Annotated in this window: 22 protein-coding genes, 1 tRNA gene and 1 pseudogene; 17 read left to right on the forward strand and 7 right to left on the reverse strand. The window is 42.2% G+C overall.

Going from position 1 to position 20,680, the window contains the following annotated elements:
• The first annotated feature begins 44 nt into the window (after positions 1-44).
• Positions 45-569, forward strand: coding sequence for an AAA family ATPase (locus PseudUWO311_RS00325; protein ID WP_142653112.1), 525 nt, complete (start codon positions 45-47; stop codon positions 567-569).
• A gap of 30 nt (positions 570-599) precedes the next feature.
• Here PseudUWO311_RS00325 and PseudUWO311_RS00330 read toward each other — a convergent pair whose 3' ends face one another.
• Both PseudUWO311_RS00330 and PseudUWO311_RS00335 read right to left on the reverse strand, forming a co-directional pair.
• On the reverse strand, positions 600-2,297 hold the full coding sequence (locus PseudUWO311_RS00330; protein WP_142653113.1) for a SulP family inorganic anion transporter: 1,698 nt from the start codon (positions 2,295-2,297) through the stop codon (positions 600-602).
• A gap of 10 nt (positions 2,298-2,307) precedes the next feature.
• Complete coding sequence (locus PseudUWO311_RS00335; protein WP_142653114.1) at positions 2,308-2,628, reverse strand: ArsR/SmtB family transcription factor; 321 nt, start codon at positions 2,626-2,628, stop codon at positions 2,308-2,310.
• 358 nt (positions 2,629-2,986) lie between these two features.
• Between PseudUWO311_RS00335 and PseudUWO311_RS00340 the strand changes: the two genes are divergently transcribed.
• From PseudUWO311_RS00340 to PseudUWO311_RS00350, 3 genes are all read left to right on the forward strand, one after another.
• Positions 2,987-3,202: a hypothetical protein gene (locus PseudUWO311_RS00340; RefSeq protein ID WP_142653115.1), complete on the forward strand. Its 216-nt coding sequence runs from the start codon at positions 2,987-2,989 to the stop codon at positions 3,200-3,202.
• Between the two features lie 39 nt (positions 3,203-3,241).
• Complete coding sequence (locus tag PseudUWO311_RS00345) at positions 3,242-3,694, forward strand: hypothetical protein (RefSeq protein WP_142653116.1); 453 nt, start codon at positions 3,242-3,244, stop codon at positions 3,692-3,694.
• Positions 3,695-3,878: 184 nt separating this feature from the next.
• Positions 3,879-4,139 (forward strand): DUF6761 family protein, encoded by a 261-nt coding sequence (locus tag PseudUWO311_RS00350; protein WP_142653117.1) that lies wholly within the window; start codon positions 3,879-3,881, stop codon positions 4,137-4,139.
• Here PseudUWO311_RS00350 and rsmG read toward each other — a convergent pair.
• A complete protein-coding gene (gene rsmG / locus PseudUWO311_RS00355; protein WP_142653118.1) occupies positions 4,100-4,783 on the reverse strand; it encodes a 16S rRNA (guanine(527)-N(7))-methyltransferase RsmG in 684 nt (227 codons plus the stop codon). The two genes, PseudUWO311_RS00350 and rsmG, sit on opposite strands and share 40 nt — an antisense overlap.
• A gap of 334 nt (positions 4,784-5,117) precedes the next feature.
• Between rsmG and PseudUWO311_RS00360 the strand changes: the two genes are divergently transcribed.
• The 8 genes and pseudogenes from PseudUWO311_RS00360 to PseudUWO311_RS00395 all read left to right on the forward strand — a co-directional run bounded on the left by PseudUWO311_RS00360 (position 5,118) and on the right by PseudUWO311_RS00395 (position 10,327).
• The gene (locus PseudUWO311_RS00360; protein ID WP_142653119.1) at positions 5,118-5,345 is read left to right on the forward strand and encodes a chlorophyll A-B-binding protein; all 228 of its coding nucleotides are present in this window, start codon (positions 5,118-5,120) and stop codon (positions 5,343-5,345) included.
• 180 nt (positions 5,346-5,525) lie between these two features.
• Positions 5,526-6,026: a hypothetical protein gene (locus PseudUWO311_RS24540; protein ID WP_142653120.1), complete on the forward strand. Its 501-nt coding sequence runs from the start codon at positions 5,526-5,528 to the stop codon at positions 6,024-6,026.
• Between the two features lie 60 nt (positions 6,027-6,086).
• Positions 6,087-6,332, forward strand: a pseudogene (locus PseudUWO311_RS00370) (cysteine synthase A); the annotation flags it as partial.
• Between the two features lie 244 nt (positions 6,333-6,576).
• Positions 6,577-7,761, forward strand: coding sequence for a sulfate ABC transporter substrate-binding protein (locus PseudUWO311_RS00375; protein WP_142653121.1), 1,185 nt, complete (start codon positions 6,577-6,579; stop codon positions 7,759-7,761).
• A 90-nt stretch (positions 7,762-7,851) separates the two neighbouring features.
• On the forward strand, positions 7,852-8,712 hold the full coding sequence (cysT, locus tag PseudUWO311_RS00380) for a sulfate ABC transporter permease subunit CysT (protein ID WP_142653122.1): 861 nt from the start codon (positions 7,852-7,854) through the stop codon (positions 8,710-8,712).
• Positions 8,705-9,592: a sulfate ABC transporter permease subunit CysW gene (gene cysW, locus PseudUWO311_RS00385; RefSeq protein ID WP_142653123.1), complete on the forward strand. Its 888-nt coding sequence runs from the start codon at positions 8,705-8,707 to the stop codon at positions 9,590-9,592. The genes cysT and cysW overlap by 8 nt, the downstream gene beginning before the upstream one ends.
• Positions 9,593-9,705: 113 nt before the next feature.
• On the forward strand, positions 9,706-9,975 hold the full coding sequence (locus PseudUWO311_RS00390; RefSeq protein ID WP_142653124.1) for an NIL domain-containing protein: 270 nt from the start codon (positions 9,706-9,708) through the stop codon (positions 9,973-9,975).
• Between the two features lie 281 nt (positions 9,976-10,256).
• Positions 10,257-10,327 (forward strand) — tRNA-Cys (locus PseudUWO311_RS00395).
• Between the two features lie 39 nt (positions 10,328-10,366).
• Here PseudUWO311_RS00395 and PseudUWO311_RS00400 read toward each other — a convergent pair.
• Positions 10,367-11,311, reverse strand: coding sequence for a LysR family transcriptional regulator (locus PseudUWO311_RS00400; RefSeq protein ID WP_103668235.1), 945 nt, complete (start codon positions 11,309-11,311; stop codon positions 10,367-10,369).
• Positions 11,312-11,628: 317 nt separating this feature from the next.
• Here PseudUWO311_RS00400 and PseudUWO311_RS00405 point away from each other — a divergent pair, with 317 nt between their 5' ends.
• The 5 genes from PseudUWO311_RS00405 to PseudUWO311_RS00425 all read left to right on the forward strand — a co-directional run bounded on the left by PseudUWO311_RS00405 (position 11,629) and on the right by PseudUWO311_RS00425 (position 16,617).
• Positions 11,629-12,102, forward strand: a complete 474-nt coding sequence (locus tag PseudUWO311_RS00405; protein ID WP_142653125.1) for a phosphate-starvation-inducible PsiE family protein — start codon at positions 11,629-11,631, stop codon at positions 12,100-12,102.
• Positions 12,103-12,244: 142 nt separating this feature from the next.
• Positions 12,245-12,364, forward strand: a complete 120-nt coding sequence (locus tag PseudUWO311_RS00410) for a photosystem II reaction center X protein (RefSeq protein WP_142653126.1) — start codon at positions 12,245-12,247, stop codon at positions 12,362-12,364.
• A gap of 194 nt (positions 12,365-12,558) precedes the next feature.
• Complete coding sequence (locus PseudUWO311_RS00415; RefSeq protein WP_142653127.1) at positions 12,559-13,311, forward strand: Ycf66 family protein; 753 nt, start codon at positions 12,559-12,561, stop codon at positions 13,309-13,311.
• A 243-nt stretch (positions 13,312-13,554) separates the two neighbouring features.
• Positions 13,555-15,171, forward strand: coding sequence for a serine/threonine-protein kinase (locus PseudUWO311_RS00420; RefSeq protein WP_142653128.1), 1,617 nt, complete (start codon positions 13,555-13,557; stop codon positions 15,169-15,171).
• A 63-nt stretch (positions 15,172-15,234) separates the two neighbouring features.
• On the forward strand, positions 15,235-16,617 hold the full coding sequence (locus tag PseudUWO311_RS00425; protein ID WP_142653129.1) for an FAD-binding oxidoreductase: 1,383 nt from the start codon (positions 15,235-15,237) through the stop codon (positions 16,615-16,617).
• A gap of 94 nt (positions 16,618-16,711) precedes the next feature.
• Here the strand turns inward: PseudUWO311_RS00425 and PseudUWO311_RS00430 are convergent, their stop codons facing one another.
• The 3 genes from PseudUWO311_RS00430 to PseudUWO311_RS00440 form a co-directional block, all read right to left on the reverse strand.
• Positions 16,712-18,316 carry an adenylate/guanylate cyclase domain-containing protein gene (locus PseudUWO311_RS00430; protein WP_190303345.1) on the reverse strand — a complete coding sequence of 535 codons (1,605 nt, stop codon included), beginning with the start codon at positions 18,314-18,316 and terminating at the stop codon, positions 16,712-16,714.
• Between the two features lie 373 nt (positions 18,317-18,689).
• Positions 18,690-19,523 carry a universal stress protein gene (locus PseudUWO311_RS00435; RefSeq protein WP_142653130.1) on the reverse strand — a complete coding sequence of 278 codons (834 nt, stop codon included), beginning with the start codon at positions 19,521-19,523 and terminating at the stop codon, positions 18,690-18,692.
• 122 nt (positions 19,524-19,645) lie between these two features.
• Positions 19,646-20,638, reverse strand: coding sequence for a Gfo/Idh/MocA family protein (locus tag PseudUWO311_RS00440; protein ID WP_142653131.1), 993 nt, complete (start codon positions 20,636-20,638; stop codon positions 19,646-19,648).
• Positions 20,639-20,680: the final 42 nt, after the last annotated feature.

Below are 20,680 nucleotides of genomic sequence, written 5' to 3' on the forward strand. Positions count from 1 at the left end.
TGCTGCATAGTTAAAAAACTTACTTAGCTTTTTATAGCGATCGCATGGCAAGTGTAATTATTCTGATTGGTGTACCCGCGTGTGGCAAATCTAGCCTCGCTGAGAAGATGTTGCGTGCTTCTAATCAGACTTCTCATCAGAATAGTAGCAGCCTCACCCATGGGCAAACCCAGCTAATCAGTCCCGATCTGATTCGAGCATCACTCTATGGATCAGCCGAAATACAGGGAGACTGGACAGAAATTTGGGCGCAGGTGCAAGAAGCATTTGCAAATGCAGCGAAATCGCAACAATCTGTAATATATGATGCCACAAACTATAAACGCGAATATCGTAAAAATATTATTGACCTTGCCAAAGAACACCGATTTAAGCCAATCACAGGGATTTGGCTAGATGTGCCGCTCTGGATTTGTTTATCACGAAATGACATGCGCGATCGCGTTGTCCCTGAAGATGTCGTAGTAGAAATGTATCGCACCCTTTCCTATAGCCCCCCAACCCTCAGCGAAGGCTTTGATCGCATCTTGCTGCGAGATCAGAAATTAGACAACGAATGGATTGACTGACGAAAGGCGTTGCTTAGCAACGCCTTTCGTTTATGGTTTGGTAACCAGTGTTTTACTTAACGCAGCAGTCTCTTGAGACTTGTTGTCATTGGGCATAATCTTTCGTAGAGCATCATTAGTTGACTCAAAACAATTCTCTTGTCCAATTTCCTTGAGTAAGCCACTGCGATCTAAAAGTTGCTCGACTTCAGGACGCAAACCACTCAAAAACAACTGGCAATTGTGGCGTTGTAAATCGTGATAAATCTCTTCTAGAGCAACTAGTCCAGTCGTATCCATACTCGGTACATAGCGCATTCTCAAAATCAAATACTTAACTTCAGGTGCATCACGAAGGAAGCTAACAAATCTCTCGGCTGCACCAAAGAACATCGGCCCATCAATCCGATAAATGGCGATTTGTTTGCCAAAATCTAGGGGTACGCCAGCAAGGAAGACATTATCTTCAGGCATTTTGACAAGACTGAGTTCACTCATCCGTTTGATAAAGAGAATACCAGCGGCAATTAGACCAACTTCCACCGCTAAGACTAGGTCAAAACAGACGGTAACTAGCCATGTCAGCATCATTACTCCGAAGTCAGCATAGGTAGTATGGATCAGTAGCCCGATCGCTTCCCACTCCATCATGCGAATACTGGTAATCATTAGGATTCCAGCGAGGGCAGCAAGCGGAACTTGCGAGGCAAGAGGTGCAAAAGCTAAGACGATCGCAGCAAGCGCGACACCGTGAATCACTCCTGATAAGCGAGTTTTACCACCAGCCCGCACATTTACCGCTGTACGGGCGATCGCACCAGTTGCAGGAATCCCACCGAAAAATGGCACGATCATATTCGCTAAACCCTGTCCAATTAGCTCTTGATCGCTATTGTGGCGATCGCTAACACTCATACCATCGGCAACCACGGCTGCTAATAAAGATTCGATGCTGCCTAATGCGGCAAGGGCGATCGCGGGATTAATCAGCTCTCTAATTAATTTGAAATCATTCCAATGGGGAATCCCTTGGGGTATTGGTAAAGATTGGGGAATTAGCCCAATAGTAGGTACTTCTAGATGCCATTGTGATTTGGCGATGACTGCGGCTATGGTAGCGACGACTAACCCAACTAAAGACCCTGGAATCGAGTGATTGATTCGGTTCCATAATAATTTTGTGCCTATGGTCAATAGGGCTAAGGCGATCGCTAACCAGTTATAGCCTTCCAAATTGGTGACAGTTTGCCAAAGTGCTTGGAGGAAATGCTCTTGATTTGGCAGGTGCAACCCAAAGAAATTATTTAACTGTCCACAAAAGATAATTACGGCAATACCATTGGTGAATCCTGCGGTGACAGGATAGGGAATGAATTTCACTAAACGCCCTAACTTTGCCACGCCGAGAGCAATTTGGATAATTCCCGCCATTACGCCAGCAATCCAAACTTTCTCGATGCCATATTTAGCGACAATTCCCACTAAAACAACAGCCATCGCTCCCGTGGGGCCCGTAATCTGCACAGGTGAGCCACCAAATACAGCGGCAACGACTCCAGCCACAATCGCTGTATAAAGCCCTGCTTTCGGCTCCACACCACTGGCGACTGCAAAGGCAAGCGCTAAGGGTAACGCGACGACTGCGGCGGTAAGTCCCCCCGTCAGATCGCCACGAAAATTACTAAATAATCCCTTGAAGGGTTTATTTTTGGGACTTTGATTGTTGCCTAAGCTTACTGCTTGTGCCATGAGATTCTAATTACTCCAATTTTTGCAGGGATTCCCGCATTTCAATTACATGATTGTTAAAAAGTTCTAGCGCCGCATCCAACACCTTAAAAATCGTGGGATCACCGACGGAATAGTAAGCAAAGTTTCCTTGTTTCCGCGATCGCACTAGGTTGTATCGCCGCATCACTGACAACTGTTGCGAAACTGCTGATGGCTCTGCCTCAATCCCCTGCGCGATCGAATTAACGCTCTGCTCACTGATCCGCAAAGCATCTAATATCTGAATCCGAACGGGATTGGACAAAACCTTAAATAAATCAGCCTTGAAATAACTCGGTTGAAATGTCATATGAACGACCTTACTCACTTACGCCTCCTAAACTTTACGAGATTGAGTTGCAAGGTTAAGAGTGTATTCAGTAGATCTTTTATACTTAAAGATGCATGTATTCTAACCTATGAATCTTCAAAGTATTGCGGATAAAAGGTAAAGAGGTAGCTTTTTATTTAGTGAAACTGATTTTGGGATTTTCAACGCTTCCGATGCTGAAAATCCCAAAATCGATTTTTTGAAAGCCCGCCTACGGGCTTTCAAAAAATCGATTTTTATAATCAGAATTGCTATTAAAAAATAATTGGGCTTTGTCTATTTCTCGTTTTGTGTTAGCTTAAATAGACTCAATCTCTAAGGGGTACAGTAGGTTAAAATGGCTAAGCGCCGCAATCAGAAAAAAGAAAAAGCTCTTCGCAACCAAGCGTATGCGCGTAAGTTTCGTAAGCGCACCCCAATGGGTCGCTTTGGGCGTAGAAGACCAATGGGCAGCTATAACGATCCAGAAGATTCTGAATCCAATGGAGCTGCTGATACAGGTGCAGCCGATACTGGCGCTGCTGACACTGGCGTTGGTGGCAATAAATTCTAATTTGAATTCTGGTGATTATATTCCAGTATTCTACGGATCATGACCACAAGTTTTGCCCTTGCTTTACATACAACGACTACCAAATTAGAGCTTGCGATCGCTGAACTTAACCCAAATTCTGATCGCAATCCTCAAATCTATAGCATTCACAAGCAGCAGTCATGGGAACTAGGCAGAGAACTATCTCTACAGTTACATGACTGCTTAGGTTTGTTTGTGGGTGACCGCGCATGGACTGATTTTGCTTTTTTAGCGATCGCCACAGGTATCGGTAGTTTCACTGGCACAAGGATTGGCATTGTTGTCGCAAGAACAATTGGCGAACAGTTAAATATCCCTGTATATGGGATTGACTGCCAAACAATTATTTCTAGAGCACAGCAGTCTAAACCAGCCTTATCTCTAAGTGAAAGTTTGTTAGCGATCGCTCACGATCAATGGCAAGCAGGTATTTATCCTAGTTGGCAAGATGCTTTGCCAATCTATGAATAAAAAGCAGAAGGGACGCTATGCGTCCCTTCTGCTTTTTCGTATCTCAAAGTGATAGAATTACAGTGTTGAAAGTACATAAAAGTTGAACTTTCTTAACTAGCGATCAATCGTTAGGATTAGAAGGGAAAGATTTTATTACTTAAGCAAAACCCACTTAAGACGGTAGTTATTCCCAGCTTGACCTATGCTTCAAGACGCGATCGCCATTCGTCAATATCAAAAGATTACCGACTCTCTAGTCGAAATGTCAGAACGTGGTTATCGTTCTACGGACGAAATGAGACTTTTTTTAGACGGTTATCTCTCGGCTCTACGCTTTACTAATGCTGTAGAAGCTCATCATATTCATCGTCTTGAAGAAGAAGTAATCCGATTTTTATATGATTCCTCCAACTTTGCCTCTCCTTATGAGTTTGAGTTTGAGGTTGAACGGGGTGAAAGATAAACGCTATGGCGAATCCCTGCTGTAAGCGGAGTTTGAAAGCGATCTTGCTTAACGACTTGTAACCCTTGTTGCTCACAAAATATATCTAGATGTTCACTCTCTTCGGGTAGCCATTGACCACGATATAGTACTGCTGTGCCGCTTTTTTTGAGAAATGGTAATGCGTAATCAGCACAAATATCTGGCTTGCCTACGGCTCTTACAAGGGCTAAGTCGTACTTTTTTTTATAATCTGAGAGTTTATTAATTTCTTCGCTACGCCCTGATAGCGCGATCGCATTAGATAATTGCAGAGTTTCAATTGTTTCTTGGACAAAGGCAACCTTTTTTTGCTTGCTATCTAACAAGATGACTTGCCACGACGGCTTGGCGATCGCGATCGGCAGCCCTGGAAACCCTGCACCAGTGCCAATATCAATTACCTTAAGATCTTCACGATCCCAGAAAGCTAATACGCCACGTAATGAATCCCATAAATGCTTTTCCCAAAAATCATCAGCAGCCGTAATCCGAGTCAGATTTTGTTTGCTATTGCCTTCTAGGACAAGTTCGTACAGCTTTTCAAATTGATCAATTTGATCAGGGGTTGGTGACCAGTTGAGGGTAGATTGCCAATGCTCGAATAGATGGGAAAAGTGGGGCATAAAAAACATGAAGTAAATACTGCGCTTCGCGCAATCTCTACTTTATACCAAAACACAAAATGGCTACGCCATTTTGTGTTTTTAAAACCCTTACGGGGTTTGGGTTTTAATTCACAGAAGTATTGCCACACTTTTGTGAATTGGTATTACTAGCGATCTCGGGATCTCTTATTCGATGTTTGTGGAATTTCGACATTAGACGATAAGATCAAACAAACATTAAGATTCATGTAGCATTGCTAAGCGATGATAGATGAATAGCTGCGCGAAGAGCTGTCGCTTATTGCCTGCTACCGATATAACAAAAAAATATAATAATTAAGGATGAAATCTAATGACCGAAGAACCTAAAGTGCGGACTGCTTTTACAAAAGATGAGCGCGGCATCTTGAATAATTGGGCAATCGAACCCAAGATGTATTTTGATGACAAAGCCGAGAAAAACTCTGACAATCAAGTCAATAAGCAGACTGGCAAAATGCCGAAAGGACGATTGGCAATGATTGGGATTACCTTGCTCGTCTTGGCAATGATTGGGATTACCTTGATTTCTATTGCTTAGGGCTTGGTCGTAAAATAAAGAAGCAATTTTTGGATGGCGCGGCTTTGCCCCGCCATCCAAAAATTGCTTCTTTGATTCAATTTCAGATTCTTTGGGTAGTTACTGGTAAAGAATTTTTACGAATTATCGGCTTCTAAAAATGGAGGTAAAGCTTGCCTTTGCTACTAGAATTATAATTTTATGACAATTCCCCAAGACCCAATTCAGTTTTTAACGCTTGCCGAAGCCCATGCGATCGATGGGGCTATGCTTTCCACGATGGAAAAATTTATGACTCGCATCACGATTTCATCAATGCGGATCATCACCAAAATTGCTCAAGAATTGAATATTCATGCTGAAGAGATCGGAGCTAGCCAAATCGTGCAATGGATTGAGCATGATTCGCAGATTCGTAAAGAGCAAGGTGAAGATGCTGCATTTTTGAAATGGACTTCACCGCATCCTGATTTAGACTTTGAAGATAATCGTCAGGATGAAGTTACACCTGCGAATCTTTCTAGTCATGAAAAATTTCTCACGCGCATGGTGATTTCTGCTATGACGGCATTAGTTGCGATCGCGAAAGATCACAGCGCTCACATCGAAGATTTGACCGTATCGCAAATAATTTCTTGGGTGGAACGCGATGCCAAAGTTAAGCGTGAACAGGGTGTCGAAGCAGCATTTTTATCATGGTGACATAAGGATATCGCTTAATTTTGACAATGCCCGAAACGATGAGTCTAGAGCGTCGCGCTAGTGATTGGGATTTCCGATGAACAAGTGAGCGCATATGGTCGCCGACTTGCCCGTGAAGAAGGTTTGCTATCGGGAATTTCTTCGGGTGCAGCATTAGCAGCAGCTATTGAAGTTGGTATGCGGGAAGAAAATCGTGATCGCCTAATTGTGGTCATCTTGCCAAGTTTTGGTGAGAGATATCTCAGTACAGCACTCTTTCTGAATCCTGATTTTGCCGCTAAGGCTACAGCTTCTACTAAACATTAATACCAATTCACAAAAGTGTGCCGACACTTTTGTGAATTAAAAACTAAACCCTGAAAGGGTTTTAAAAACATGGGACAAGCAGAGCTTTGCTCGGCAACCCCATTTGTTGAACTAAAGTTAATCTACTAATACCCAACAGATAAACCGTAGATTTTATTTGTATGATACGAAAAAGTATTGTATGGTATTTAAATACGGTAATCCTCCCAAGATGTCGTAGATTAATTTTTGGAGATATAAGCTCATGAGTTCAAGACAACATCCTTTAAGCACTTCCAAATCTGCGTTCAAGACGATCGCCAGCCTATTTAGCAGTATATTCAGTCATAAATGGGGACGTAAATTTGTCTCTTTCTTTCTAGCTGGTGCATTGATCAGTGTCACTATGGCTGCTTGCACAGCAACTACCGACACCAAACCCACAGCAGCAACTAGCCCAACAACTGGTGGTATTCCAGTTGCTCAAACAAAACCAGCAGGTGAGCCTAAAAAGGATGTTGAATTAACTCTTGTTTCCTTTGCTGTAACTAAGCAGGCGCATGAAGCAATCATTCCGAAGTTTGTCGAAAAGTGGCAAAAAGAGCAAAATCAAAAAGTTACTTTTAAACAAAGTTATGGTGGGTCGGGTTCTCAAACCCGTGCAGTTATCGATGGTTTAGAAGCAGATGTCGTCCACCTCGCCCTTGCTGCGGATACCAGCAAAATTGAAAAAGCAGGTTTGATCGATAAAGGATGGGAGCAAGAATATCCTAATGATGGAATTGTCTCTAAATCTATTCCAGTTCTAGTGACCCGCGAAGGAAACCCTAAAGGTATTAAGGACTGGTCGGATTTAGAAAAGGATGGCATTAGCTTAATTACCGCCGATCCTAAAACTTCGGGTGTGGCTCGTTGGAACTTCCTCGCTTTGTGGAATGCCGCAGTCAAAAAAGGCGGTAGCGATGAAAAAGCGCTAGAAGCATTGACAAAAGTATATACAAATGTGCCAATTTTGACCAAAGACGCTAGAGAAGCAACCGATGCTTTCTTTAAGCAAGGTCAAGGCGATGCATTGATCAACTATGAAAACGAGATTATTCTTGCTTCTCAAAAGGGACAGAAGGTTAACTACGTCATTCCTGATGTCAATTTCTCCATTGATAATCCGATCGCTGTAGTCGATAAAAATGTCGCAAAACATGGAACCAAAGAAGTCGCAGAAGCGTTTGTGAAATTCCTATATTCTCCCGAAGCCCAAACTGAATTTGCCAAGGTTGGTTTCCGTCCTGTAGATGAGACTGTGGCTAAAGAAAAACAATTTGTCGATCTTTATCCTAAAGTAAAAGATCTTTCAACCGTTAAAGATCTTGGTGGTTGGGATGCGATCAACAAAAAATTCTTTGCTGATGGTGCAGCTTTTGACCAAATTCAAGCCAAAATCAAGCGCTAGAAATTACTAGAAGCTAGCTAGTTTAAACATTTACAAGGGGCTTTAGCCCCTTGTTTGATATACCCCAAGCTTTTTGAAATTAAAGACAACATGGTCACGACACCTTCTTCTCTACCTGAACGAAAGCAAAAAGCTAATCCCGTTCTGAAGTTCCTTGGCAAAATACCTTGGACATGGGTAATTACTTTTACTTATCTGGCTTTCTTGCTGATTTTACCGATTGCTGCAATGCTGACAAAAGCCGCCAGTGAGCCATTTGAGAGCTTCTGGAAGACTGCTACTAGCCCACTCGCCCTATCTAGCTATGAAATTACTTTTGTAACAGCATTTGCTGCTGCCGCCGTAAATGGTGTATTTGGCACTTTAATAGCTTGGGTTCTAGTTCGTTACGAGTTCTTTGGCAAACGGTTTCTGGAAGCTGTAGTCGATTTACCTTTCGCCTTACCGACCGCAGTTGCAGGGCTTACCTTGGCGACTGTCTACAGCGAAAAAGGCTGGATTGGTTCATTATTTGTGCCATCAGGCTTCAAAATTGCCTTCACTCGTCTGGGAGTTTGGCTCGCCATGATGTTTATTTCACTACCTTTCATCGTGCGAACTGTCCAACCCGTTCTCACAGAATTAGAAAAGGAAATTGAAGAAGCAGCATGGTCATTAGGAGCTTCTAAATTGCAAACATTTGTGCAGGTGATCCTTCCTCCTCTAACACCTGCAATTCTTACAGGTGTCGCGCTAGGTTTCTCTCGCGCAGTAGGTGAATATGGTTCAACCGTAATTATTGCCTCTAATACCCCATTTAGGGATCTGATCACCCCAGTTTTGATCTTTCAACGCTTAGAACAATACGACTATGTTGGCGCAACCGTAATTGGGGTAGTAATGCTAGGCATCTCCTTTGTCAGTTTACTCACAATTAATTTATTACAAGCATGGAGTAAACGATATGGCTAATCTGGAGAATTCTCCCCAAAATTTTGAGGGTGTTCGCCCTCAAAATTTGCCAGAACCAATCAAAATCACTCAAAAAAAAAGTTGGGTTCCGACAATCTTAATTGCGATCGCCTTTATTTATCTGGGACTGGTATTGCTCATCCCTGCGGCGAATGTTTTTGTTACGGCTTTTAGTAAAGGCTTCGGTCCCATACTAGATGCTGTAAAACGACCCGATTTTCAAAATGCTGTCAAGCTCACCGTCAGCTTAGCGGTAATTGCATTACCTCTAAATACGATTTTTGGTTTAAGTGCTGCTTGGGCGATCGCCCGCAACAAATTCCCTGGGAAAGCATTATTACTAAGTATTATCGATTTGCCATTCTCGATTTCGCCCGTAGTTGCGGGTTTAATGATTGTCTTGCTATATGGTCGCCTAGGCTGGTTTGGCTCATGGCTTGAATCCAATGACATCAAGATCGTATTTGCCTTTCCCGGAATGTTACTCGCCACCATTTTTGTGAGTATGCCCTTTATTGCTCGTGAAGTAATTCCTGTCCTTGACGAAATGGGAACTGATCAAGAAGAGGCTGCGCGTACACTTGGCGCAAATGATTGGCAAATATTTTGGCGAGTTGTTGTTCCCAATATTCGTTGGGGATTACTCTATGGATTAGTTCTAACCAATGCTAGAGCCATGGGTGAATTTGGAGCTGTATCCGTAGTCTCAGGTAATATTGCCAGTAAGACTCAGAGTTTACCGCTCTTTGTTGAAGAATCTTATAAACAATATGAAACAGAAGTGGCTTATTCCGCTGCTGTGCTGCTTGCATTGCTGGCGGTAGTTACACTAATTCTCAAAGAAATCTTAGAACGCAGAACCAGTAAGGTTCAAAAATAAATGAAGATGGCAAAATCCATAAAATCTGAGACAACCCTTAAGGGATTCTCTAATTTCTGGGTTTTGTAATCCACTAAGCGTAAAAAAATTAGTTCTAGAAAGGAGTTTCTGTGATGACTGTTGATACTCGCCCTGTAATTAAAGATATTCGCCTTCGTATTCCCGAAAACTTGCATGAGGAACCTGTAATTTCACAGTTAACTTCCCATTGTGGTGTAACTGTGAATATCGTTTCCGCAACTTTAGGTGTAAATGCTGGTAGTGGCTGGTTTCATCTCAGCCTCAAAGGTAATGCTGCTCAAATTCAAACAGCGATCACCTATCTCAACGATCTAGATATCGAACTTTGGCAAGAGAATATTGAAACAAATACATCCCTTTAAATCAGAATCGTTACTAAGCAACTATTATGATCAGCAATTCTCATTTTGAGAATTTGTTTTAAGCAAAGTCCACTAATGGCAATATTTTTGATTAGCAATTCTCATTATGAAAATCGGTTTTTTGAAAGCACGCCATGGGCGTGCTTTCAAAAAACCGATTTTGGATTTTCCAGCGCCGCAGGCGCTGGAAAATCCAAAATCGGTTTCATAATGAGAATTGCTGGTTTCCGATTTAAAATTTGCAACAAATTACCTTAGTTTGTTATAATCATTCTCCGTTCGGCGGCATGGCCAAGTGGTAAGGCAGGGGTCTGCAAAACCCTCACCCCCAGTTCGAATCTGGGTGCCGCCTTTAACAAAAAAGAGTGAATGCATAGCATTCACTCTTTTTTTACCACGTAGTATCTTCAGCGATCTGCTTTCCTTCAGTTTGCAAATATTCCAGAAAAGCCTGAGCTACCACGGATAACTGCTTACCAGCCAGATGAATAACGTACCAGTTACAAGGAATCGGGAAATGCTCCACATCCAAAACTGCAATCTGGCCCGAAGCCCCCTCCAAAGCAATCGTGTGTCGCGACAAAACTGAGATTCCTAAACCACCTGCGATCGCCTGTTTAATCGCCTCATTACTTGCAAGCTCCATTTTTATTTTCGGAGTAACTTTGTGTTCATCAAATAGCCTTTTTACATATCCCCTTGTACCAGAGCCAGACTCTCTGGTGATAAATGGCTCATCCGCTAACTTTTGAATGGGAATATTTTTCTCGTTAGCCAAATGATGATCGTGACTTGCTAGAACCACTAATGGGTTTGACAAAAACTGATGAGACTTTACATCAGGCTCATCAGGAACTTGGCTAAGAATATATAAATCATCCTTATTCTCAGCAAGCCTCTCTAAAACACCGCTATGGTTAGTTACCTTCAAAGATATTTCTACCCCTGGATAACGCTGACAAAATGGTCCTAGTAAACGCGGGATTACATATTTTGCTGTTGTTACGACCGTGATCTTTAAATATCCCTGTTTTAGACCTTTCATATCGGCAACACTCATCTCAAATTGAGATATGCGCCCAAAGATCTCTTGACAAGTTGTAAATAACTCTCGTCCAGCCTGAGTTAAAAAAAGTTTTTTGCCAACCTGCTCAAACAATGGCATCCCAATTGCCTTTGTTAAATGCTTAATCTGCATCGAAACAGTTGGTTGTGTTAAAAATAGCTCTTCAGCAGCACGGGTATAGCTGCCGTGTCGAGCCGCTACCTCAAAGACCTGCAACTGATGCAAGGTAATATGAGTAGCTAATTGAGCATCAGATAGGCGGTAACTCATATTAGTGATAAAACCATAGATTATGTTCTATGATTTTATCACTAATATACATTTTTAGTCTATGCATTTAATCTATATAATCTTTTTTAGTGCGATTACCAGTAAATTTATGTAGATGAGCATAATTAATTTCAAACTCCAACCCGTAAGGTTGAGCAACCTTACGGGTATTAGACAGGTAGGCGGCGCTTCGCGCCGCCTACCTGTCTAATACCAAACGGGTCGGTGTAATTTATTTTGCATGAGAGCTGTTTTGCCATCTCCATCTATATCATTCTGGTTCTGTCGAATAAAAAATCAAAAGGTGTGGGTCTGGAATGAGATTAAGGCAACAAGTTACAAATTTATTTCGCTTTTTGACTCTTGCCTGTAAAGATGAGAGTTTTTTAAAAGCAATTAGAACAGTCGAAAACGTTGTTTCTAAAATAATGGCGATCGCGCTAGTATTTGTCATTTTTGGCGCACTATTTGACTTGTTGCGGATACTAACCTTTGATCTTTTTTTTACTGACCCAAGAGGAGCTTTTAGCATCCCTTTACTCAAAATATTTGGGATGTTTCTGAATGTATTGATTGCCCTTGAACTCATGGAAAACGTGACGGCTTATTTGCGCCATCACACAATCCAGCTAGAGCTAGTGATCATTACCGCCTTAACTGCGGTTGCGCGTAAAGTCATTATCTTTGATAGCAAAGCTGATGGTGACCTTACAGGGCTCGCGATCGCAGTGCTTTCTCTGTCTATCAGTTACTGGATTGTTCGCAACCAAAACAAAATTCACAAACATTAAAACCAATTTTTATGTTTGCGGTGCTTAAAGCACCGCAAACATAAAAATTGGTTTTAATGCGAAGAGCTGACTCCATAGCTTTTTAAGCTAAAATTATGTTAAGAATTTAATTTGTATATCAAAACTTTACCTACATATCTATATGACACAATCATTAACTAATTTTCTAGGTAGCCTTGTCGCAGGTGGCGTAGTACTTGGGCTGATCTTCGCAGCAGTGTTGCTCGTTAGCCGAAAGGATCGCATCATCCGCCGAGGTTAATCAAAACCCAAAAGACAAGAGGCGGCGCAAAGCGCTGCCTCTTGTCTTTTGGGTTTTGATTTAGAGAAATTTGCGCCATGGCAAAGCTCTCTGTTGTTATACTGAATGACGTAGATAGACTGAAAGCATTGTACTAGTTATACATACAGTGTTTGGGTCAAAAAATGCAGGTACTTTAGGAGAAATATAGAGCCATGATCAACATCGGTGGCAACCCGCTAATGATTCTTTTGGCAATTGTTGCCGCTTTAGGAGGCGTGGGTTTATATTTTGTGCGGAACTTTCGCCCTGAACTAGCCCGTGACCATGACATTTTTTTCTCGGCGATCGCCTTGGTCTATGGCATCATCTTGCTAGCTTTTAATTTTCGGATGGAAATTACTACTCAGCTAGCCCAAGTTTTGGTAGTAGGCTTCGCAGGTTGGTTTGCTGTAGAGTCCTTGGTCTTACGTCAAGCCTTAGCCAATCAAGCCCGAAGAGCACCTTCCTTCAACCCTCTGGTTGATGATGAAGAACCCATCGGTTCTGATTATCGAGTTGAGATTGATCCCACTCGTGAAATTGCGCCGCGCCGCGATCGCGATCCTTCGCGTCGGATGCGTGGTTCTATTTCTAACAGTGCCGAAGCAAGCGAACTTCGCGGAGATACCACTGATACACGCCGTTCACGCCGTCCAAAGCGCAGTAGTGGTGATTCCAATGGCAATGATTCAGTGATTGATATTGATGAAAGTGATATTCGTCCTGTGAGCCCCAAGCGTCGCCCACGACCTAGCGATGATAATATAAGCGGAGAACGCCCCAGAAATCGTAATAACGAATCTGACAACTTTGGTACTGGGGAATCTAACAAAGACAATGCTTCTGCATCTGGACGCAGACGAAGACCATCAAGCCGTCCTTCCCCATATGCCAATAACGACGGAGCAAATACTGATGATTTTTAGATTTATTTGCTAAAGTTAATCACAAATATAATTTTGATTTTATCTAGATTCACAACTATTTAAAGTTGTGTAAATAACTTTAAATAGTTGTGACCTCTCTCCGCAACTCCCATAAGTTTCAAAAATCCCCAGATTTTTTGAAATTGATATAAGCTATGAGTCTGAGTAGGGCAGTGACATATTAAACTGTTATTATCCCTGCAACTTGATTTGATCAACCATCACTTGGGCTTTCGATCAACCGTGAGTTATTGCGTTAATCCGAACTGTGCTAATCCGAATAATGAACCATTTGCCATGAATTGTGCGGCTTGTGGTTCTAATTTAAAGCTGCGAAATCGTTACCGAGCTAGTCGTCCACTTGGCAAGGGTGGGTTTGGTGCAACATTTTTGGCTGCTGATGAGGGTCTTCCTGGATTCCCATCCTGTGTAGTTAAGCAATTGCGCCCAAACACTCAATCCGCCAGTGTGCTGAAAATGGCGCGAGAATTATTTGAGAGGGAAGCTTTTACTCTTGGCAAAATCGGGAGTCATCCTCAGATTCCTCGCTTACTAGATTATTTTGAAGAAGATGGTAGTTTTTATCTGGTTCAAGAATTTGTCGATGGGGAAACTTTAAAACAAGAATTTGAGCGTCGGGGCGCATTCAATGAAATTGAAATTCGGAAAATACTTGCAGAAATATTTCCAGCACTAGGGTTTATGCATGAAAACGGTGTGATTCACCGTGATATTAAGCCTGCTAACATCATGCGTCGGAAGCAAGATGGACAGTTAGTCTTAATTGATTTTGGCGCAGTTTCTAGCCAAGTTAATAAACCCACAGCGGATGATGATCCCAGCGGTCTGTTAACTAACTTTGCGATCGGTACACCAGGATTTGCGCCGCCAGAACAGATGGCAATGCGCCCTGTTTACTCAAGCGATCTGTATGCTACAGCGATGAGTTGTCTATATCTCATGACAGGGCGATCTCCTAAAGATTTACCCCACGATCCCTATACAGGTGAAATTAATTGGAAATCGCAGGTTAAGCTTAGCGATCGCCTCAGAGTAGTTTTTGAGAAGCTCCTCCAGCAATCAGTTGCCCAAAGATTTCGCTCAGCGGAAGAAGCTTTGCGTGCTCTAGAGTCGGGCGGAATTCCTGAAGAACCACCCAAAGCTACAACTCCAGCAGCAAATTATGCCCCTCCAAGTGCACCTTCTTCTGTAACCGTGAGACCTGCCACTCAGATACCCAACTCACGCATTCAATCACAGAAACATGGCAATGGTCTTGATAATAGTGGCATGTTGACATCCGGAAATACAAGAACAGGTAGTCGGATCGGTACTGGCGAGCTTAAAGGTGGGCGTAGAGTGATTGTGGAATACAACCAAGGCAAACGTAACTTTGCTAACCAAGATTACACTAAGGCTGCTTTTGGTAGTGCAACCCTTACAGGCATTGTGATGAGCCGATCTAAGTTAGTTGAGGCAGACTTTTGTCATAGTGACTTAACTGGTGCTAGTTTTCAAGGGGCTAATTTATCTCAGGCTAAGTTGAATAGTGCTAATTTGCGGGAAGCAAAAATGCAACGAGCCATCCTGATCAAATGTGATTTGGGGAGTGCATCAATGATTTTGGCTGATTTGCGCGAGGCAAATCTCCAATCAGCTTATATGAGTAAGGCTGATTTATCTGGAGCTAATTTAAGTGGAGCTAATTTGAAGGGAGCGTATTTAAGTCAAGCAAACTTAAATGGTACAAATCTTTGTGGTGCAGATTTAAAAGGGGCTAAGATCTCTGAAGATCAATTAGCCCAAGCCAAGACGAATTGGGGTACGATTCGTCCTGATGGTAGTAAACGCTTATTTTAATAGCTTATATATTGGGGCAGCACGAACTGCGTCAAATAGCATGTATGAACGGACATTAATTTTGTGAGACTTACTGATAATCAACTGATTGCATTATTTACTGGCTGGCTTGGAGTCGATAATATTGTTTTATTCGATCGCTTAGCACCAAATTTGCATCAGCGAATTGTGAGTAGCCTTACTCCTGACAGCCTGTCACCTACCTGTGTACTTTATCCACAGACGATTGCTGACTTATCAGCTGCGATCGCGCTAGCTTACGAACATCGATTACGAGTTTTGCCTTGTGGTAATGCCACTAAGTTAGATTGGGGTGGGTTGGTAAGTCGAGCAGATGTGGTAATCAGCACATCAAAGCTAAATCAGGTAATTGAACATTGTGTCGGCGATCTCACAGTTACGGTTGAAGCAGGAGTGAAATATCAAGATTTGCAGACTAGCTTAGCCAAAGCAGGACAATTTTTAGCAATTGATCCCCCTTATAGAACTAACGCGACGATAGGTGGGCTTTTAGCCACAGGTAGTGCTGGTTCATTGCGACATCGCTACAACAGTGTGCGGGACATGTGCTTGGGTATTGAGTTTGTGCGAACCGATGGGGAAGTGGTGAAAGCAGGTGGGCGTGTAGTCAAAAATGTTGCTGGCTATGACCTGATGAAATTATTAACAGGTTCTTATGGAACTCTGGGAATTGCTTCTAAGATTACTTTTCGACTTTATCCATTGCCTGAATACACGCAAATTGTTGTGGTTACTGGCTCAGCTGAGGCGATTGCCAAAGCGCAGCAAAAAATTAGTACATCGGTACTTACTCCCACTGCCTGTGATTTACTGTCAGCAACTGCGATCACCGATCTTGGATTAGGACAAGGTATTGGCTTAGTTCTGCAATTCTCAAGTCTCAAGGCTAGCGTGATTGAGCAATGCGATCGCATTGCTACCTTAGCGAAAGAATTAAATTTAGAAGTGCAAATGCTGGGCGCGGCTGAAGAATTCTGGGAATTGTTAGAGATTATGATTTGGCAGGGTGAGCAGCGGAATTTGGTGCAACCCGACAATGATGAACATGTGGTTTGCAAGTTGGCAGTATTGCCATCGACTAGCACGTCCTTCCTCAAACAATGTGAACTAATTTTTGAAGAGCAATCCTATTATTTACAAATACATTCTGGAAGTGGATTAGGTGTTTTACGTTTAGAGGATTTGCAGGATTTAGGTGCGATCGCAAATCAGATCACTAAAGTGAGAAGCATTGCCGAATCTTGCGGTGGATTTCTATCAATTCTTGAATCACCACAATTGCTAAAGTTTGGGAATGTAACATTAGGAAATGCTTCTAGTAATCTCGAAAATGTCTGGGGCTATCGTGGCAATGCTAGAGATGTTATGGTTAAAATCCAACAACAATTCGATCCTAGGGGTTTGCTCAGTTGTGATCGCTTGTGATCACAAATTAATTTAGGAATATTCCCAAAATATCTTCTCATCAAAGGCTTGCCTGCTCTACCTCCTGCTTGCTTTTAGTTCGTCGAACTCATGTTTAATTAATCTTTCCTACTAACCAATAGGTCATCATTTCGCCCTTCCCTTTAACTGGAATCAAGCCGCGTTTCTCAAAATTAAATTGATCACGTAAACGGGAGTAAGTCTCTTCAGTGACTTGAATAGCCTTTGCGGCTCCCAATGATTCCATCCGACTGGCGACGTTGACAGTATCACCCCATAGATCGTAAATAAATTTCTTCGTTCCAATCACTCCAGCAATTACAGGTCCTGAATTAATGCCAATTCGCATCGAAATCTGGATACCTTCCCTTGACTTAACTTGAGAGATAGCCTTTTGCATATCGAGAGCCATACTAGCGATCGCAGCCGCATGATCAACTCTAGGTTCAGGCAATCCACTCACCACCATATAGGCATCACCAATAGTTTTGATTTTTTCGAGTTTGTATTGATCACACAAATTATCAAACATCGAAAAAATACGATTGAGTAGACCGACTAGTTGTACAGGCGACATGTGACTGGATAGCTCAGTGAATCCAACAATATCTGCAAACAAAACTGATACTTCCTCAAAGCCATCTGCCATGGAAGCACGACTATGCTTAAGCTTTTTTGCAATCTTTTCGGGTAGCATATTAAGCAGCAAACGCTCAGAACGCTCTTGTTCGGCGCGGAGTTCTTGTAATATGCAAATGCGTTCTGTCACATCGCGAAAATACCAGACCATCCCATAAAATTTGCCCTCAGGAGAATGTACCTGTCCTGAATAGCAATCAATCACGCGGCGATCGGCAAGATAAATTTCGCGTTGAGTATACTTCTCAGGAGAATCATAGGCATTTTCCAGAGCCTCAACTAATCCATCAGGTAATTGAAGATGATGTTGCAAAAGGCTTAGTAATCCTCCATACTCCACAGATTGCAGAACTGAGTCAGGAATTTGCCATAATTCGCAAAATTGATTGTTATAGCTAACAATACGACCTTGCTCGTCTACTGCCAGAACTCCATCAAATGAAGTTTCACGCTGAGCTTTTAAAAGTGAGTTACTACGCTGTAATGCTTCTTCAAATTCTTTGCGCTGAGTAATGCTTGATAATTCGCGCGATCGCACAAGTGAAATTGCTACCTGTTGGCATAGCGATCGTAATACTTGTAGGTACTCAGCTTGTAGTAGTTGGTTGCTAACGTTATCCTCTAAATAAATTGCTCCTAATAATTCTTCTGCTTCGCATAGAGGTATACACAACCCTGCTTGAGGAGAATTAGCCAACCAATAGGGGTCATCGGCAAAATGCGGATCAGGATTATCTTGATTCCAGATTGCTTCTATTTGATTGTCTAAGGTATATTGCACCATCAACATTGGCAGATTAGAAGGCTCAAAACCTGCTAATGTTATTCGCTGAGCTAATAATAAATCTGGCGATCTCTCAGATGTTATGGCAGCGATCATAAATTCTTTGTTGTCTGATAAAACGACAACACCAGACTGAGCTTTTGATAGATTTAATAATGCAGAAAGACCGATTTCAACGAGCTTGTCAACATTTAACTGTCGTGAAATGTCATGTGCTGCTTGGAATACAGCAACAAGATTAACTTGTGACTGATTGGCATTGTTTGTTGCGCTCATCAATTTCATCTATCACTAAATTTTGAGGGCGAATAATTGATCTGCGATCGTAATGAGAACAATGACATATATCAATCAGAGCCTGAAAAACTTGCTCAACCGTAACCCAAATCATCAATTTGTAGCATCAGGCATTTTACTGAACATATTGCATTAAAAAAGGAAATCGACCGCATAGCGATCGATTTCCTTTTTTAATGCAATATGTTCTGATTATAAAAATTGTTTTTTTGAAAGCCCCATAGGTGGGCTTTCAAAAAAACAATTTTGGTGCTGGAACCACAGTCGATTTCATAATTAGAATTGCTGTTTTTGGTACAGCTTATTTGAAAGTGTTGCTTTGCAACACTTTCAAATAAGCTGTTGTGGTTCGTTACTCTATTGTGCGAGTTAGCAACACTGGCACTGTCGCGTTGACTCGCACATAGTCAGATACTGAAGAGCCTAACAAGCGATCAAGATCGGGTAAACTACGTGCGATCGAAGGACGGCGATCGGGAGAACCAATCATCAAGAGGCTAGTATTCGACTCATCGGCAAGTTTGCAGACTTCTTTACCCATATCTCCAGTACTGATAAAAGAGCGCGATGGAATATTCATCCGTTTGAGTTTGGCGCTAGCTTCAACTAATACAGGGTCAGTGCTGACATTGGCATCTTCCTTGCGCTTCACTACTCTTGCTAAGAAGATTTCTACATCCTTTGCACCACTTACAATTTTAATAGCAAGATCAAGGCAGTTGTTGGATGAAGCAGAGCCATCGACGGAAACCATGACGCTACGAATGGTTTTGATGTATACATCGTCTTTAATCAGCAACATTGGTGCGTCGGCTAATTGGAAAACATACTGACTAACGGAGTTTGCCAAAATTGCCTGCAATCTCCCCATGCCACGAGATCCCATGATCATTAAATCGGGCTTCAGATCTTCAGCTACTTTGCAAACAACGTCTTTGGGTTCGCCTTCTTTGAGCATCGTTACGGTGGCATTACCTGATGTCAAACGCAAACTTTTGACTTCTCTTTCGAGAATCTTTTCACCCGCAATGCGATACTCTGTGACTGCTTCTGAGTTGGTTGCATTGGGGATTACATGCAGTACGTTAATTTGTAAAGTTTGCATACTAGGCAGGGCTAGCAGCATATTCATCATTTCGCGCGATCGCCCAGAACCATCAACAGCTAATAAAACTTGTTGAAACATACTTTTAGATATTTAATGAATTTGCTATATCTTGAGTAAAGCTTAATTACAAGGCGATCGCAGCAAAACGTTGAGATTCTTAAAAATTAAAACCAAAAAAAGGGGCGCTTAGCGCCCCTTTTTTACAGGGTAATTATTTGATTAGCGATCGCTGACTTTTCCGCAGCATTGGCAACTGCAAGAGAATGCAAAATACTCTCATGGCTGGTATAAAGCGGCGTACCTGTAAATAAATGCAAAAGAACGTTTTCGGTGTCTTTCTTAAACAAACCTCTTGTCGTCCCTGCGTCAAGTTCCAATGTTCCATCCACCGTAATTAATTTTCCCTTATCTCCAGAAAAAATCAGCGCTCCGTCACTCCCCTGTAACTCCATAATCCGCTCTGGCTGCCAAAAGTTTTCGCCTTTACTGTAGCCAATATCAGCAATAACTCCATTCTCAAACTGAAGTTGAGCATTGCAAACGCAGGAAGTAAAATGACGCGGCAAATTGTCGCCACTATAGCGTAACTGACAAGAGACAGACTTCACTTTTCCGAAGAGAACGATAATCCGATTGAGGCGAGAGACTGCTGCTGTCAGGGGGAATCCAAACAAATCTGGTTTGTAAGTCCATTTATCAGGAACAGGACGTTGTGGACTTTTAGTGGAATATCTTGCATAGAAGGGAGTGCCAATTTTAGCTAAATATTCCATCACCAATTGATGCACACCGCCCAAAAGTTCAATATGTTCGACATGCAGCATTAAGTTCTGTTGCTGAGCAAGTTTTACCAATTCCTCTGCTTCAGAAAGGCTAAATGAAAGGGGATACTCTACAATCACATGCTTGCCCGATCGCAAAGCTTGCCCAACAACCGCCGCATGGTCTCGATTAACATTACAAACCACAACTAAGTCAATATCGGGACGCATGACTAGTTCTGACCAATATTGATGCACATTTGCGATCGCGAATTCATTGGCGATCGCTTGTGCTTTTTCGAGATTTCCTGCGATCGCTGTCACGATAATTCGTGGATCTTGACTGAAGATTTCGGTGCGTAACTTGGCAACAAAGCCAGAGCCAACAATGCCAACTCGCAAAGGTTGATGAAAGGTCGCGTAACTGGTCATGATTTGGAAGTTATGTAATTATTGCAAACACGGAAGCCCTGC

Source organism: Pseudanabaena sp. UWO311 (genome assembly GCF_006937785.1).
Lineage (GTDB): Bacteria > Cyanobacteriota > Cyanobacteriia > Pseudanabaenales > Pseudanabaenaceae > Pseudanabaena.